The organism is Bacillus sp. FJAT-50079, from assembly GCF_018343515.1.
Taxonomy (GTDB): Bacteria; Bacillota; Bacilli; order Bacillales; family Bacillaceae_C; genus Lederbergia.
The window spans coordinates 1-15,016 of the sequence record NZ_JAGYPD010000001.1 but is presented as its reverse complement, the minus strand read 5'-3'; the positions used below and the strand labels follow the sequence as shown (position 1 = coordinate 15,016).

Below are 15,016 nucleotides of genomic sequence, written 5' to 3'. Positions count from 1 at the left end.
TGCTTTAGAAGAGGGGATGTATATGATTCATGGAATCGGATTAGACCTAGTCGAGACAGAAAGGGTAGAAAAGCTAAGAAGGAGGCAGGAACGGTTTCCTTATCGCGTTCTAACAAAAAACGAGCTGTCTACTTATTTTACATTATCAGAAACACGAAAAACGGAATTTCTAGCTGGCAGATTTGCAGCCAAAGAGGCATATGCGAAAGCTGTCGGAACGGGAATAGGAAGCGATTGTTCTTTTCAAGATATTGAGATTATCGCTGATGAAAAAGGAAAACCACATATCGTTGCGTCAACAGATTATAAAATCCATTTATCTATTACACATACGAAAGCATATGCTGCTGCACAAGTGATACTTGAATCAGAAAAGACTTGATCAAATAGCTTGTCAAACCCTTTTCTTTTTTTCAGTGTCTCACTTTAGGCGTCCAGCGACTAACACAATTCACAAACTTTCTATCTAAGTCAACATCGGCTCATTCTTCGCCGTTTTTCCTTTATCTCGATTTTAAGGATCGTCGACTAAGATCGCCACATCCTATGGCAACGTCGATGCACCAACATCCTGTTGGCGCAGTTTTTACGTCGCTAAACGGACACCTTTCGCTTTTCTTGGTATATTGGGGATGGTTGTCTCATATATTTTTAGTGCGTCAGAAGAGACAAAGCTGGTCGAGGGTGTCATTGCCACATTATGCGGGACGTCGCGGTAAAAAATGGTTGGAAAATACCCCGCCGACCCACTTTCTCTCTTCTTTTTGTTCAAATGAGACAATAAAGGGGTTGAAGGAATGAGGAAGGGGTTATGGCTAATTTCGGCTTTAATAGCTTTGAGTGTAGTGCTATCTGCCTGTGGTACAAAATCACAGGAGGACGTGACGAAAGGATTAAAGGAAAAGGTCGGGAATTTAAAAGGGTACAAGGCTACTGCACAAATGACTCTAACGGTTGGAAATGATCCCCAGTCATACGATATTGATGTTTGGCATAATAAACCGGGCGATTACCGAGTTCATTTGAAGAATGAGAAAAAGGATCAAAGTCAAATGATTCTCCGTAATAAAAGCGGTGTGTACGTTGTCACTCCCGCGTTAAACAAAAGCTATCGATTCCAAAGTGAATGGCCGCAAAACAGCAGTCAGGCATATTTGTATGAGTCACTTGTCGCCGATGTTTTAAATGACAAAGAGGCAAAGTTTAAAGCAACAGATGATCATTACGTATTTGAGACGAAAACACGCTATCAAAATAATAAAATGCTGCCATCTCAAGAAATTACGTTCCGGAAAGATACGCTTGAGCCTGTAACCGTCAAAGTGATGGATACGAATCATAATCCGGTAATGACTGTGGAATTCTCCAAAGTGGATTTCAATGCAAAGTTTGATAAAGATGCATTTGAAACAGAGAAAAACATGACAAGCGCGCAAATGGAAGTACCTGTCCTTGCGAATAGTAATAAGGGAGATTTTACCGTCAAATATGTAATGGCTGATATACCGAATGTTTCACTCGCTGATGAAAAAGAGATGGAGACAGATAATGGAAAGCGAATCATCCTTACGTACGGGGGAGATAAGTCCTTTACTTTATTCCAAGAACAAGCACGGGTTGTTCCAGCTACATCGATGAAGATGATTGAGGTCGAAGACGGAGAAATGGTTGATTTAGGAGCTTCAGTTGGAGTGATGACGGAGCAATCGGTTACTTGGAGTGAAAATGGAGTTGACTATATGCTCGTGTCCAATGATCTAACTCCTGATGAAATGGTTATGGCTGCAAAGTCTGTACAAGCGGGAACAGAAAAATAAAAATGACCGAGCAGGCCTCTCCCAATTGGGATCGGGTCTGTTTTTTTGTTTCTGAAATAATGTATTTGTAAAAAATAGATCATCTTCCTCTTGCATATTGTAAGTAACACAGATTCGTCGGGTTTAATTGTCATTTAAAAAATCGATTGTTCATTTATAGTCCCGTCCCATGCACCTTGGAGCCCCTCTGTTCCCCAGCTGTCTTCATTAACCTGCAATCAAACGCATTACATGGAAAAATGATCCAAATAGTGGGACACTATTGTTGTCTGATGGGACTTTGGATATGCCGCTTTTTTTCACTACACATTTCCCTCCGTTTTTCTTATTGACATCTAGCGGTATGAATCAGATAATCAATAAATGGTTATTTTTTGACTCGATGCAATTGAGGAAGTGACAGCATAATGAAAAACTTTTATCGAGATACATGGGCAGAAATTAATCTTGATGGAATATATGAAAATATGACAGCGATTAGAGCAACTGTTCCAAAAGAAACGAGAGTGTTCGCGGCTGTAAAAGCAAATGCGTATGGACATGGAGATATTGAAGTCGCGAAAACCGCCTTAAAAGCAGGAGCGTACGGATTGGTCGTCGCTCTATTAGACGAGGCGCTTGCATTAAGGGAAAGTGGAGTTACTGCACCAATCCTCGTTTTAGGAGCGACAAGATCGGCGGATGCTGGACTTGCTGCTAAAAAAAATATTTCGCTTACTGTTTTTCAAGCGGAATGGTTAGAACAAGCTGAAAATACAATTGAAAAAGGGGAGCGCCTATCTGTTCACATTAAATGTGATACAGGGATGGGGAGAATTGGAATAAGAGAAATAAATGAGCTTCTTAAATTAGAAGAAATGCTCGACCAATCTCCGCGATTTACGTTCGACGGGATTTTTACACATTTTGCGACTGCTGATCAAATAGATGAGCAATATTATAAGTATCAGCTTGAAACATTTAAAGAAATGCTTCGAAGCTTAAGGCACAAGCCACCCTTTATTCATGCAGCAAATAGTGCAGCGGCTCTTTGTCATAATGATTCTATTTTTAACGCAGTGAGAATTGGAATTGCTTTATACGGTTTATCACCTTCGGAAGAAATGAAATCTTTCATACCTCACGCTTTACGTGAAGCTTTCTCATTGCATACAAAAATCGTTCATGTGAAAAAGCTAAAAGCAGGAGATAGCGTCGGCTACGGTTCAAGTTACACTGCTGAAAGCGATGAATGGATTGCAACGATTCCAATCGGATACGCTGATGGGTGGATTCGAAGATTAAGTGGACAAGAAGTACTTGTCGATGGGGAAAGAGTTCCGATTGTCGGGAAAATTTGCATGGATCAAACGATGATCAGACTTTCACGCCATATGCCCCTAGGAACGACGGTAACATTAATCGGAAAACAACAGGATCAGTTCATTTCCGTTGATGAGATTGCAAAAAAGCTCGATACAATCAATTATGAAGTGACATGTACGATCACTGGTCGTGTTCCACGGGTGTATATAAACAAGAAAAAGTAAATTTTCTCGGGAAAGATCAAGTTTTTTGCAAAAAGGGGAAGGACTTTTTCGAAAAAAGTAGAATGTCTTGTAATAGTAATAATTTCATATGACGATAATAGAGAAGAATTGCTAAAGTACCTTTCCAGAGAAAGTGTTTGATGGTATGATTGGAATTGATTTATATTGATGGGCTTGTAGTAATGACGGAGGTGTGGTTGGTGTCAGAATCCAGCGCAACAACAGAAATTATTATACGATTACCGCAGCAGCTGATCGCGGAACTGGACGGTTACGCCGAACAGGAAAATGTGAATCGGAATGAATTTATTTATCGTGCAACAAAAATGTATCTTCGCGAGCGAAAAAAACGTCATATTGTTGAATCGATGAGACGCGGATACATGGAAATGGCCAAAATTAACTTGGCAATTGCATCTGAAGCTCTGCAAGCGGAGTATGAGGCAGAAAACACAGTCGAAAGGCTCGTAAGCGGAGGTTAAATCTTTGGGCGTAAAGCGTGGTGATGTGTATTTCGCCGATTTATCCCCTGTGGTCGGTTCAGAGCAAGGCGGAGTTAGGCCGGTGCTGGTTATTCAAAATGACATTGGGAATCGCTTTAGCCCCACTGTGATTGTTGCTGCAATTACGGCACAGATACAAAAAGCTAAACTTCCCACACATGTGGAAATTGATTCGAAGCGATATAGCTTTGAGCGAGACTCAGTACTGCTACTTGAGCAAATAAGAACAATCGATAAACAACGATTAACAGACAAGATCACGCATCTTGACGAAGAAATGATGGCAAAAGTAGATGAAGCTTTGCAGATAAGTCTGGGTCTCATCGATTTTTAAGGCGCTCTGTTTTGCAGTGGCGCTTTTTTTATTCTATGATAAAGGCGTTAGAAGGGAGAGGAACTTGTGTATTATAAAATTACTGAATATATAAAAAAACATGAAAAAGAGATTCTCCAAATATGGATGGAGAAAATGAAAGAATTCGGTGAGGAGCGCGGACTAAGCATCGTTTCAAGCGACCTCTATTCCAATACATGCAAGGAATTTATTAGCTTCATTGTTTCCCATCTTCCGTTCAAAGAAGAAAATCATCAAAAAAAGGTTGGTAATTTTGCAGAAAAGCTTGTTCGTCTCGGCTGGGATTTAACATTCGTTACATCGGGTCTGCGTACATTAACGTTGATCGTCCATGAGAAAATGCTCAATGAAGAGCATTTTACGCATGAGGAAAAGAATGAATTAATTGTTGGATTTGACCAATGGACAGCCCCTGTCTTCACAAAAATAATTGAAGCATACTCAAATTCATGGGAGAAAATCCTTTCACTTCAGAAAATTGCATTACAAGAATTATCAGCTCCATTAATCCCAGTATTTGAAAAAATATCAATCATGCCCCTTGTTGGGACGATTGATACAGAGAGAGCGCGGCTCATCATGGAAAATTTACTTACAGGTGTTGTGAAACATCGCTCAGAAGTTGTTCTTATTGATATTACTGGTGTTCCAGTTGTTGATACAATGGTTGCACATCACATTATTCAAGCTGCCGATGCAGTAAGACTAGTAGGTGCAAAATGTATGCTCGTTGGAATACGCCCGGAAATTGCTCAAACGATTGTCAACCTAGGCATTGACTTAAACCAAATCACAACAACAAGTACGTTGCGTAAAGGTATAGAACAGGCATTAGCCTTTACAAATAGAAAGATTGTTATGATGGAGGGGGAGCGATGAGAATACCCATTTTAAAATTAGGTGATTGTCTATTAGTATCGATTCAATGGGAATTAGATGACCAAACGGCACTTGAATTTCAAGAAGATCTCTTGCAAAAAATTCACGCTACAAATGCAAGAGGGGTTGTTATTGATATTACTTCCATCGATTTTATCGATTCGTTTATTGCCAAAGTGCTTGGAGACGTAATGGATATGTCCAAGCTTATGGGGACAAGAGTGGTCATTACAGGAATCCAGCCAGCAGTTGCAATTACATTAATCGAATTAGGCATCCGACTTGAAGATGTCATGACTGCCCTTGATTTAGAAAATGGTTTAGAGAAATTACATCGGGAACTGGGGGATTAGCCAATGGAACTGCAGTCCTGCGTAAAAATATCAAATGAATGGGACATCGTGGCAGTTCGCCAGTTGGGGAGAAATGTGGCAAAGGAACTTGGATTCGGCACGGTTGACCAGGCAAGAATTACAACAGCAATAAGTGAATTGGCACGAAATATTTTTCTATATGCCGGTCAAGGCGAAGTATGCATATTAAAAAATTTTGTAGATGGAAAGCGGGGGCTGACCATCATTGCAAAAGATGATGGCCCTGGAATTGCAGATATAAGAAAAGTGATGGAAGATGGATTTACAACATCTGGAGGCATGGGAGCTGGACTACCGGGTGTAAAAAGATTGATGGATGAGTTTGACATTCAATCAAAAGTGAATGAAGGTACAACAATTACCACAGTTAAATGGCTCCGATAGAAAGGAGTATTGGTATGGATTTTATCAAGCCTAAATATAGAGAAATAGTAAACGGGTATTTAAAAAAACAAAATGAACAAATTCTATACCAAGGTCAAAAATTAACGAGGAAATTAATTGAGCATAATATTTCCCCGGAAGAAATTATTAGTTTACATAAATCGATTATGTTGGAAAATGAAGCTTCGAAAGAAAGTTGGATCGCTTCCTTCGATGTGCTGCTTGAGGTCATGATGGGGTATGGATTAGCGTATCGTGAGCACCAAAGCCTTCGGACGGAACAAATTGCATTAAAAAATGAAATTGAAGTAGCGGCGAATATGCAACAAACATTGCTAGGGACATCGATTCCCGAAATGGATGGACTTGATATTGGGGCGGTAAGTATTCCGGCTAGACAAATGAATGGTGATTATCACCATTTTGTCAGAGATGAAGATAATTGCATTGGGATCGCAATTGCAGATGTAATTGGAAAAGGGATCCCAGCGGCATTATCGATGTCGATGATTAAATACGCGATGGATAGTTTCCCAGACCATCTTCATAATCCTGGCGATGTGCTTGAAAATTTAAATCGGGTCGTTGAACAAAACGTTGATCCAAGCATGTTTATTACGATGTGCTACGGGGTTTACGATCCAAGAGATCATCATTTTTGTTATGCGACAGCTGGTCATGAACCAGGTTTTTTTTACATGGCGAACATAGATGCTTATGAGGATTTAAGCGGGCAAGGCTTATTGCTCGGAATTGACAAACGGGCAAAATATGCGGAGTACACACTTAAATTATCCCCAAAAGATATGATCATCCTTTTTTCCGATGGTGTCAGTGAATGTAGAACAGAGGAAGGATTTATTGAACGGGAAGATTTAATTGGCTTTATTGATAAGTATAAACATCTTCCAGCACAAGAAATCGTGACTAATATTTATAAAGATTTAGAAAGAATCCAGGACTTCGAACTTCGTGATGATTTTACCCTAATTATTTTAAAACGTACAAAATAAATGTTTAACGGTTTACTTTAAAGGGTAAATCCAATCATATCAGGTTTAGAGGGGTGGAGGTTATGAATATATTGATTGATATTACGGAAAAAGAACAAGTAATCCACGTGAAGGTAGCTGGAGAAATCGATGCATATACTGCACCAGAATTAAGGGATTCTTTATTTCCCGCGGCAGAAACAAAAGGTGTGAAAATCGTCGTCGATTTATCGGGTGTTATATATATGGATAGCACGGGTCTAGGTGTGTTTGTAGGCTTGTTCAAAGCTCTGAAGTCTCATGAAGGAGAATTGCTTCTCACTGGAATGTCAGACAGATTAAAACGGTTATTTGACATTACTGGATTAGCCGATGTAATGGATATTAATACCGGGGTAGAGGGTGGAGTGTAATGGCGGAAGCTTTTGACTACATTGAAATGAAAATTCCAGCAAAAGCGGAATACGTAGGAGTCATTCGTTTAACGCTGTCCGGAATCGCTAGCAGAATGGGATTTACATACGAATTAATTGAGGATTTGAAAATCGCTGTCAGTGAAGCAACGACAAATGCGGTTCAGCATGCATATAAGGAAGGTGAGGGAGGGGAAATCGTTGTTGGATTTGCCCTTTATGAAGACCGAATTGAAGTGATGGTTGCTGATTCAGGTCAAAGCTTTAATTTACAACAAATACGTGAAGAAACGGGCCCGTATAAGGAAAATGTACAGATTGAATTTTTGCGTGAAGGAGGCTTAGGGCTTTATTTAATTGAAAGTTTAATGGATGAAGTAATCGTTCATCAAAATGAAGGGGTAATCGTGTTCATGACGAAGTATCTCGAAGGAGAGCAGGTGGAGAGGAATGTCGAAACAATCTCAACCTGATCATACAAAAAGCGAAGTGAATAAATGGATAAAGGCTTATCAGCTTTATCAAGATGAAGAGGCCCAAGATCAGTTAGTCTTTCACTATAAAAATTTAGTTGAATCGATTGCCCGAAAATATTCGAAGGGAAAATCGTATCATGAAGATATTTTCCAAGTAGGAGTAATCGGTTTGCTTGGAGCGATCCGAAGATATGATGAATCGTATGGAAAATCGTTTGAAGCATTTGCAATCCCGACCATTATCGGAGAAATTAAACGTTTTTTACGAGATAAAACATGGAGTGTTCATGTTCCGCGTAGAATTAAAGAATTAGGTCCGAAAATTAAAACGACAGTTGAAACATTAACGACTGAACTTCAACGTTCACCGAAAATTGACGAAATCGCCTCGTATTTGGATGTTTCAGAAGAGGAAATTTTAGAGGCAATGGAGATGGGGAAAAGCTATCAAGCACTGTCGGTAGACCATTCAATTGAAGCGGATGCTGATGGAAGTACGGTTACATTGCTCGATATCGTCGGCAGTATCGATGATGGTTATGAAAAAATAAATCAGCGCCTTGTTTTAGAGAAGGTTCTCCACGTCCTATCAGAGAGAGAGAAGAAAATTATTCAATACACATATTTGGAAAACATGAGTCAGAAAGAGGCGGGAGAAATGCTAAATATTTCACAAATGCACGTATCACGCTTGCAAAGGCGTGCGATTAAAAAGTTGCGCGAGGCAATACATGAAGAATCTATAAATACGGAGCGTTCACCTTTATGATGTATTTGAATACTCCCCATCTTGAAGTACATTCTTTTCAAACGGCTAAAGGCGGCAACACTTATTGTGGTGACAGCATCTATATGGAAGCCAATAATGACTTTTTCGTGTGTATTCTAGCTGATGGTCTTGGAAGTGGTGAATTCGCTTATGAAGCGTCACAAGCTGCTGTTTCGATTGTGGAAGCAAATCCTGAAAAATGTGTCGATGCTCTGATCGATGATTGTAATAAAGCAATGGTCGGAAAAAGAGGGGCGGCCGTGGCGATTTTAAAGGTGGATTTTCAGAAGAAACAATTTGAATATAGTTGTGTTGGAAACATACGATTCTACGTCTATCCACCGGCTGGCAAAATGATTTATCCCATGCCTGTGACAGGATATTTATCCGGCAGGAGACAAAGATTTCGTACGCAAACATATCCTTTCGATCCAAAATCAAGGTTTTTAATTCATTCGGATGGGTTTGTAAATGTGAATACAAGGGCATTGCTTACTAGTGAGCATTCCATTACGATCTTGGCGCAGCAACTGAAGGAGAAACAAATCGATGCGTTTGATGATATGTCGTTTATTGTAGGAAACCTACTCTAATGAGAGTAGGTTTCCTCCTGTTCCGGAGTTCTTACTGCGCCAAGGCTGACAATCTTTTTCAATCAGTTCAAACAAATTTATTCATATGGGTATTCATTTTGTAATCTACTCTTTTGGGGTAGTTTTTTTTATTAAGCTAAAATCATAGTCAGTTTTTAGAAAAGAAATATGTATACTTAAGTTGCAGCGGTTTGCTAAAACCATTACACTTCTCCTATGGTAAGATGTGAAAATGATATTGAGAAACGAGGGAAACTCATGATTCAACTTGAAGAAAAAGAGGACAAGCTCGTTCGTCAGCTTTCCGATGAACTAAAATTATCGAAAAAGCAAATTAATAGCGTCATTCAATTATTAGAAGAAGGCAATACCGTCCCTTTTATTGCACGCTACCGAAAAGAGATGACGGGCGCACTTGATGAAGTACAAATTAAGGACATCATGGATAGTTGGAACTATTTGCAAGGATTAGAGCAACGGAAAATCGATGTTATTCGTTTAATAGAAGAACAAGGAAAACTAACAGATGAATTGAAACGGGACATTTTAAAAGCGAATAAACTTCAAATCGTAGAAGATTTATATCGCCCTTATAAACAGAAACGCCGTACAAGGGCAACGGTTGCAAAAGAAAAAGGGTTAGAGCCCTTCGCCGAGTGGTTGCTTACTTTCCCGAAAATAGGGGAGGTTGAAAAAGAGGCTGAGCAATACATTTCAACTGAAAAAGTGGTCTCTACGACGGAAGATGCAATTAAAGGTGCGCAAGATATCATTGCTGAACAAGTGTCAGATGATGCAAATATTCGCCAATGGGTACGAAATGAGACGATGCGCTCTGGAAAAGTGATTGCCACGGTAAAAAATCCGGAGAAGGACGAGAAAAGCATTTTTGAAATGTATTATGAATATGAAGAAGCGGTAAAAAGAATTGTTCCGCACCGCATCTTGGCATTAAACCGTGGAGAAAAAGAAGATGTATTACGAGTTGCGATTAAAGCAGATGTGGCTAATATTTTAACCTATTTAAATAAACGATTTATAAAAAATGTCCACTCGACTGCGGCACCAGTTGTCATTGAAGCGATAGAAGATAGTTATAAACGGTTGATCGAGCCAGCAATTGAGCGTGAAATCCGTAATGAGTTAACGGAGAAGGCGGAAAATCAATCCATTCATATTTTCTCTGAGAACTTAAGGAATTTATTGCTTCAGCCGCCGTTAAAAGGAAAAATGGTGCTTGGTGTTGATCCCGCATACCGAACAGGCTGTAAAATGGCTGTTGTAGATGAGACGGGAAAAATGCTCCACATTGATGTCATTTATCCACATCCACCGAGAGCAAAGCGTGCGGAAGCGAAGGAAAAAATGATTGAAGTGATAAAAAAATATAAGATTGAACTTATTGCGATTGGAAACGGAACAGCATCGCAGGAAACGGAACAATTCACAACTGAGGTATTAAAAGAGCTCCAGTTAGATGTCGCTTATCTCATTGTCAATGAAGCGGGTGCGAGTGTGTACTCAGCGTCAGAGCTTGCGCGTGAGGAATTCCCAGAATTACAGGTCGAAGAAAGAAGTGCGATTTCGATTGCTCGCAGACTGCAAGACCCTTTGGCAGAATTAGTTAAAATTGATCCGAAATCAGTTGGGGTTGGGCAATACCAACATGATGTTTCTCAAAAGAAATTGCATGAATCCTTATCATTTGTCGTTGAAACGGCGGTGAACCAGGTCGGCGTAAACGTCAATACGGCTTCATCTTCCTTGCTTCAATATGTATCAGGACTAAGTAAAACCGTTGCGAATAATATTGTGAAGCATCGCGAGGAACACGGGAAATTTAAATATCGAAGACAGCTAAAAGACATTCCCCGCCTCGGTGCCAAAACATATGAGCAAGCGATTGGTTTTATGCGAATTTTAGATGGAGAAGATCCACTTGATGTAACGCCGATTCATCCGGAAAACTACGACGAAGTAAAAAAACTATTAACGAAAATCGGCATGGCAGCAAAAGATTTAGGAACTCCTGCATTAAGTGAAAAACTGAAGGAAATAAACATGGATGAAATGTCAGAAGAGCTTGGGTTAGGTATTCTAACATTAAATGATATTGTCGACGCATTAATGAAGCCGGGACGAGATTTAAGGGATGAGCTACCAAAACCATTGCTTAAAAAGGATCTTCTAAAACTGGAAGATTTAAAACCTGGTATGGAGCTTCAAGGTACTGTGCGTAATGTTGTTGATTTTGGTGCATTCGTCGATGTTGGTGTAAGTGAAGACGGCTTAGTTCATATTTCAAAGTTAAGCAATCGCTTTGTAAAGCATCCACTCGATGTGGTGGCACTTGGTGATATTGTCACTGTTTGGGTCGAAAACGTAGATGTACAAAAAGGGCGTCTATCATTAACAATGATTAAAACGCCATAGAAGAATAACGGTTGTAAGGAGAAATACGTTCCTCCTACAACCGTATAAGACACTGCTAATTTGCGCAGTGTTTTTTTCTATAAAAATACCAGCATTGATTTAGCAACCTAATTTGATGGAGGTTCTTATCTAAAAATGCTTTTTGAATTTGATTTTGAAACCAAGTAGGCATGGACTAGACCTCCTAATAAGAGTTCTTTTCATTTAATGTATGGAAAAATAGGTTGTCATGTTCTAAGGGGGAAGCATTTTGACTGATGAACAATTGCAAGTATTAACCGAGAAACTATCCATCGAATACTTTGGAAAACCATTCAAGCATATGGCCTATTTTAACTCGCGCTTACGAACAACAGGTGGGCGATATTTACTTTCAAATCATCATATTGAAGTTAATCGCAAGTACTTCGTAGAACATGGATATGAAGAAATTGTAGGGATCATAAAGCATGAATTATGCCATTACCATCTTCATATTGAAGGGAAGGGATATAAGCATGGTGACGCTGATTTCCGACAATTGCTTAAAAAAGTAGGGGCTCCACGTCATTGTTCTCCATTAATGGAAACGATGGAGAAAGTGAAAGTTAATCTTCGTATGTATATATGCTCGAAATGCAAAACGATATACAAGCGGAAAAGAAGGGTTAATATTAATCGTTATGTTTGTGGAAAATGTGAGGGAAAGCTTAAGGAATATCATGATAAATAATTATTTAAAAAAAGTTTAGGATTTCTCTTGACAGTCTGCTAATAGGTATCTATAATCGTAAGAGTCGATTGATCCGCAGTAGCTCAGTGGTAGAGCTATCGGCTGTTAACCGATCGGTCGTAGGTTCGAATCCTACCTGCGGAGTTTTTATTTAGACAAGCTTATGGGGAAGTACTCAAGAGGCTGAAGAGGTGCCCCTGCTAAGGGCATAGGTCGTGTAAACGGCGCGAGGGTTCAAATCCCTCCTTCTCCGCCATAAAAAATATTTTGGCCCCTTGGTCAAGCGGTTAAGACACCGCCCTTTCACGGCGGTAACACGGGTTCGAATCCCGTAGGGGTCATACATTTATTTTAAGAGTTTTCCAAGTGCTTGAAATATAATAAGAAATTTAAAAGGTCCCGTGGTGTAGCGGTTAACATGCCTGCCTGTCACGCAGGAGATCGCGGGTTCGATTCCCGTCGGGACCGCCATTCTTTTTTTTGAAAAACATTGTTGGGCTATAGCCAAGCGGTAAGGCAACGGACTTTGACTCCGTCATTCGTTGGTTCGAATCCAGCTAGCCCAGCCAATGAGCCATTAGCTCAGTCGGTAGAGCATCTGACTTTTAATCAGAGGGTCGCAGGTTCGAATCCTGCATGGCTCACCATTTTAACTTCGAAAAAAGTTATTGACAAATGGATTGCGGTTTGATATTATATAAAATGTTCTTCAAAAGATGCGGTCGTGGCGGAATGGCAGACGCGCTAGGTTGAGGGCCTAGTGGGGGTTAACCCCGTGGAGGTTCAAGTCCTCTCGACCGCACCAAAAAAATATGCGCCCGTAGCTCAATTGGATAGAGCGTTTGACTACGGATCAAAAGGTTAGGGGTTCGACTCCTCTCGGGCGCGCCATTTTTTAATAAAATAAATGCGGGTGTAGTTTAGTGGTAAAACCTCAGCCTTCCAAGCTGATGATGAGGGTTCGATTCCCTTCACCCGCTCCAAAAAAAGTTGTTGACAAGCGGTTTTATAAATGGTAAGATATAAAAGTTGCTATCAAAAACAAGCAAGTTTGATCTTTGAAAACTGAACGAAACGAACGTTAAATTAATTTTTAAACAATGGTTTTAACCATTGCCAGCAAGAGTAAGGATCAACGACTAAGAACGTCACATCCTGTGACAACGTCGTTGTGACTCGCATCGTGCGAGCCTAAACTTCTTTTATGAGAGTTTGATCCTGGCTCAGGACGAACGCTGGCGGCGTGCCTAATACATGCAAGTCGAGCGAATGGATGGGAGCTTGCTCCCTGAAGTTAGCGGCGGACGGGTGAGTAACACGTGGGCAACCTGCCTGTAAGACTGGGATAACTTCGGGAAACCGGAGCTAATACCGGATAATTTCTTTCCTCGCATGGGGAAAGGTTGAAAGGCGGCTTCGGCTGTCACTTACAGATGGGCCCGCGGCGCATTAGCTAGTTGGTGAGGTAACGGCTCACCAAGGCAACGATGCGTAGCCGACCTGAGAGGGTGATCGGCCACACTGGGACTGAGACACGGCCCAGACTCCTACGGGAGGCAGCAGTAGGGAATCTTCCGCAATGGACGAAAGTCTGACGGAGCAACGCCGCGTGAGTGATGAAGGTCTTCGGATCGTAAAACTCTGTTATCAGGGAAGAACAAGTATCGGAGTAACTGCCGGTACCTTGACGGTACCTGACCAGAAAGCCACGGCTAACTACGTGCCAGCAGCCGCGGTAATACGTAGGTGGCAAGCGTTGTCCGGAATTATTGGGCGTAAAGCGCGCGCAGGCGGTCTCTTAAGTCTGATGTGAAAGCCCACGGCTCAACCGTGGAGGGTCATTGGAAACTGGGAGACTTGAGTGCAGAAGAGAAGAGCGGAATTCCACGTGTAGCGGTGAAATGCGTAGAGATGTGGAGGAACACCAGTGGCGAAGGCGGCTCTTTGGTCTGTAACTGACGCTGAGGCGCGAAAGCGTGGGGAGCGAACAGGATTAGATACCCTGGTAGTCCACGCCGTAAACGATGAGTGCTAAGTGTTAGAGGGTTTCCGCCCTTTAGTGCTGCAGCAAACGCATTAAGCACTCCGCCTGGGGAGTACGGCCGCAAGGCTGAAACTCAAAGGAATTGACGGGGACCCGCACAAGCGGTGGAGCATGTGGTTTAATTCGAAGCAACGCGAAGAACCTTACCAGGTCTTGACATCCTCTGACAACCTTAGAGATAAGGCGTTCCCCTTCGGGGGACAGAGTGACAGGTGGTGCATGGTTGTCGTCAGCTCGTGTCGTGAGATGTTGGGTTAAGTCCCGCAACGAGCGCAACCCTTGATCTTAGTTGCCAGCATTTAGTTGGGCACTCTAAGGTGACTGCCGGTGACAAACCGGAGGAAGGTGGGGATGACGTCAAATCATCATGCCCCTTATGACCTGGGCTACACACGTGCTACAATGGATGGTACAAAGGGCTGCAAGACCGCGAGGTTTAGCCAATCCCATAAAACCATTCTCAGTTCGGATTGCAGGCTGCAACTCGCCTGCATGAAGCCGGAATCGCTAGTAATCGTGGATCAGCATGCCACGGTGAATACGTTCCCGGGTCTTGTACACACCGCCCGTCACACCACGAGAGTTTGTAACACCCGAAGTCGGTGGGGTAACCCTTTTGGGAGCCAGCCGCCGAAGGTGGGACAGATGATTGGGGTGAAGTCGTAACAAGGTAGCCGTATCGGAAGGTGCGGCTGGATCACCTCCTTTCTAAGGAATATTGTTGGCAGCTAGGCCAACAAAAA

General features: G+C 41.4%; 16 protein-coding genes, 9 tRNA genes and 1 rRNA gene. 25 read left to right on the top strand and 1 reads right to left on the bottom strand.

The features are described 5' to 3' along the window. The first annotated feature begins 22 nt into the window (after window positions 1-22). The 14 genes from acpS to KHA95_RS00065 all read left to right on the top strand — a co-directional run bounded on the left by acpS (window position 23) and on the right by KHA95_RS00065 (window position 11,517). The gene (gene acpS, locus KHA95_RS00130; protein ID WP_213135466.1) at window positions 23-382 is read left to right on the top strand and encodes a holo-ACP synthase; all 360 of its coding nucleotides are present in this window, start codon (window positions 23-25) and stop codon (window positions 380-382) included. Window positions 383-797: 415 nt separating this feature from the next. Beyond that, on the top strand, window positions 798-1,817 hold the full coding sequence (locus KHA95_RS00125; protein ID WP_213135465.1) for a LolA family protein: 1,020 nt from the start codon (window positions 798-800) through the stop codon (window positions 1,815-1,817). Between the two features lie 407 nt (window positions 1,818-2,224). Then, window positions 2,225-3,346, top strand: a complete 1,122-nt coding sequence (gene alr, locus KHA95_RS00120; protein ID WP_213135464.1) for an alanine racemase — start codon at window positions 2,225-2,227, stop codon at window positions 3,344-3,346. Between the two features lie 200 nt (window positions 3,347-3,546). Further along, the gene (locus tag KHA95_RS00115; protein WP_213135463.1) at window positions 3,547-3,828 is read left to right on the top strand and encodes a CopG family ribbon-helix-helix protein; all 282 of its coding nucleotides are present in this window, start codon (window positions 3,547-3,549) and stop codon (window positions 3,826-3,828) included. A gap of 4 nt (window positions 3,829-3,832) precedes the next feature. Beyond that, window positions 3,833-4,183, top strand: coding sequence for a type II toxin-antitoxin system PemK/MazF family toxin (locus KHA95_RS00110; protein ID WP_213135462.1), 351 nt, complete (start codon window positions 3,833-3,835; stop codon window positions 4,181-4,183). 66 nt (window positions 4,184-4,249) lie between these two features. Further along, a complete protein-coding gene (locus tag KHA95_RS00105) occupies window positions 4,250-5,083 on the top strand; it encodes an STAS domain-containing protein (protein WP_213135461.1) in 834 nt (277 codons plus the stop codon). Beyond that, window positions 5,080-5,436 (top strand): STAS domain-containing protein, encoded by a 357-nt coding sequence (locus KHA95_RS00100; RefSeq protein ID WP_213135460.1) that lies wholly within the window; start codon window positions 5,080-5,082, stop codon window positions 5,434-5,436. Before KHA95_RS00105 ends, KHA95_RS00100 begins: the two co-directional genes overlap by 4 nt. Before the next feature lie 3 nt (window positions 5,437-5,439). Then, window positions 5,440-5,841: an anti-sigma regulatory factor gene (locus tag KHA95_RS00095; RefSeq protein WP_213135459.1), complete on the top strand. Its 402-nt coding sequence runs from the start codon at window positions 5,440-5,442 to the stop codon at window positions 5,839-5,841. A gap of 14 nt (window positions 5,842-5,855) precedes the next feature. Further along, entirely contained in the window at window positions 5,856-6,854 is a 999-nt protein-coding gene (locus tag KHA95_RS00090) for a PP2C family protein-serine/threonine phosphatase (RefSeq protein ID WP_213135458.1), read from the top strand. Window positions 6,855-6,916: 62 nt separating this feature from the next. Next, window positions 6,917-7,246 (top strand): anti-sigma factor antagonist, encoded by a 330-nt coding sequence (locus KHA95_RS00085; RefSeq protein WP_213135457.1) that lies wholly within the window; start codon window positions 6,917-6,919, stop codon window positions 7,244-7,246. Continuing rightward, window positions 7,246-7,719, top strand: coding sequence for an anti-sigma B factor RsbW (gene rsbW / locus KHA95_RS00080; protein WP_213135456.1), 474 nt, complete (start codon window positions 7,246-7,248; stop codon window positions 7,717-7,719). Before KHA95_RS00085 ends, rsbW begins: the two co-directional genes overlap by 1 nt. Next, on the top strand, window positions 7,697-8,491 hold the full coding sequence (gene sigB, locus KHA95_RS00075; protein WP_213135455.1) for an RNA polymerase sigma factor SigB: 795 nt from the start codon (window positions 7,697-7,699) through the stop codon (window positions 8,489-8,491). The genes rsbW and sigB overlap by 23 nt, the downstream gene beginning before the upstream one ends. After that, complete coding sequence (locus tag KHA95_RS00070; protein WP_213135454.1) at window positions 8,488-9,084, top strand: PP2C family serine/threonine-protein phosphatase; 597 nt, start codon at window positions 8,488-8,490, stop codon at window positions 9,082-9,084. Before sigB ends, KHA95_RS00070 begins: the two co-directional genes overlap by 4 nt. 258 nt (window positions 9,085-9,342) lie before the next feature. After that, the gene (locus KHA95_RS00065; protein ID WP_213135453.1) at window positions 9,343-11,517 is read left to right on the top strand and encodes a Tex family protein; all 2,175 of its coding nucleotides are present in this window, start codon (window positions 9,343-9,345) and stop codon (window positions 11,515-11,517) included. A 55-nt stretch (window positions 11,518-11,572) separates the two neighbouring features. Here KHA95_RS00065 and cmpA read toward each other — a convergent pair whose 3' ends face one another. Continuing rightward, window positions 11,573-11,689, bottom strand: a complete 117-nt coding sequence (cmpA, locus tag KHA95_RS00060) for a cortex morphogenetic protein CmpA (protein WP_213135452.1) — start codon at window positions 11,687-11,689, stop codon at window positions 11,573-11,575. 78 nt (window positions 11,690-11,767) lie between these two features. Here cmpA and KHA95_RS00055 point away from each other — a divergent pair, with 78 nt between their 5' ends. From KHA95_RS00055 to KHA95_RS00005, 11 genes are all read left to right on the top strand, one after another. Beyond that, window positions 11,768-12,229 (top strand): SprT family protein, encoded by a 462-nt coding sequence (locus KHA95_RS00055; RefSeq protein WP_213135451.1) that lies wholly within the window; start codon window positions 11,768-11,770, stop codon window positions 12,227-12,229. Between the two features lie 72 nt (window positions 12,230-12,301). Beyond that, window positions 12,302-12,373 (top strand) — tRNA-Asn (locus tag KHA95_RS00050). 21 nt (window positions 12,374-12,394) lie between these two features. Further along, window positions 12,395-12,485, top strand: a tRNA-Ser gene (locus tag KHA95_RS00045). 13 nt (window positions 12,486-12,498) lie between these two features. Further along, window positions 12,499-12,570: transfer RNA gene (locus KHA95_RS00040), tRNA-Glu, on the top strand. Between the two features lie 54 nt (window positions 12,571-12,624). Next, window positions 12,625-12,700: transfer RNA gene (locus tag KHA95_RS00035), tRNA-Asp, on the top strand. Window positions 12,701-12,723: 23 nt separating this feature from the next. Next, window positions 12,724-12,798 (top strand) — tRNA-Gln (locus KHA95_RS00030). Window positions 12,799-12,800: 2 nt separating this feature from the next. Then, window positions 12,801-12,876: transfer RNA gene (locus KHA95_RS00025), tRNA-Lys, on the top strand. Between the two features lie 71 nt (window positions 12,877-12,947). Beyond that, window positions 12,948-13,034, top strand: a tRNA-Leu gene (locus KHA95_RS00020). A gap of 9 nt (window positions 13,035-13,043) precedes the next feature. After that, window positions 13,044-13,120 (top strand) — tRNA-Arg (locus tag KHA95_RS00015). An 18-nt stretch (window positions 13,121-13,138) separates the two neighbouring features. Beyond that, window positions 13,139-13,212: transfer RNA gene (locus KHA95_RS00010), tRNA-Gly, on the top strand. Window positions 13,213-13,429: 217 nt separating this feature from the next. Continuing rightward, a 16S ribosomal RNA gene (locus KHA95_RS00005) occupies window positions 13,430-14,981 on the top strand. Window positions 14,982-15,016 lie beyond the last annotated feature (35 nt).

Bases quoted from the DNA above. Each gene is read 5' to 3' on its own strand.
- acpS (WP_213135466.1), top strand. From the start codon at position 23: ATGATTCATGGAATCGGATTAGACCTAGTCGAGACAGAAAGGGTAGAA.
- KHA95_RS00125 (WP_213135465.1), top strand. From the start codon at position 798: ATGAGGAAGGGGTTATGGCTAATTTCGGCTTTAATAGCTTTGAGTGTA.
- alr (WP_213135464.1), top strand. From the start codon at position 2,225: ATGAAAAACTTTTATCGAGATACATGGGCAGAAATTAATCTTGATGGA.
- KHA95_RS00100 (WP_213135460.1), top strand. From the start codon at position 5,080: ATGAGAATACCCATTTTAAAATTAGGTGATTGTCTATTAGTATCGATT.
- KHA95_RS00095 (WP_213135459.1), top strand. From the start codon at position 5,440: ATGGAACTGCAGTCCTGCGTAAAAATATCAAATGAATGGGACATCGTG.
- KHA95_RS00090 (WP_213135458.1), top strand. From the start codon at position 5,856: ATGGATTTTATCAAGCCTAAATATAGAGAAATAGTAAACGGGTATTTA.
- KHA95_RS00085 (WP_213135457.1), top strand. From the start codon at position 6,917: ATGAATATATTGATTGATATTACGGAAAAAGAACAAGTAATCCACGTG.
- rsbW (WP_213135456.1), top strand. From the start codon at position 7,246: ATGGCGGAAGCTTTTGACTACATTGAAATGAAAATTCCAGCAAAAGCG.
- sigB (WP_213135455.1), top strand. From the start codon at position 7,697: ATGTCGAAACAATCTCAACCTGATCATACAAAAAGCGAAGTGAATAAA.
- KHA95_RS00070 (WP_213135454.1), top strand. From the start codon at position 8,488: ATGATGTATTTGAATACTCCCCATCTTGAAGTACATTCTTTTCAAACG.
- KHA95_RS00065 (WP_213135453.1), top strand. From the start codon at position 9,343: ATGATTCAACTTGAAGAAAAAGAGGACAAGCTCGTTCGTCAGCTTTCC.
- cmpA (WP_213135452.1), bottom strand. From the start codon at position 11,689: ATGCCTACTTGGTTTCAAAATCAAATTCAAAAAGCATTTTTAGATAAG.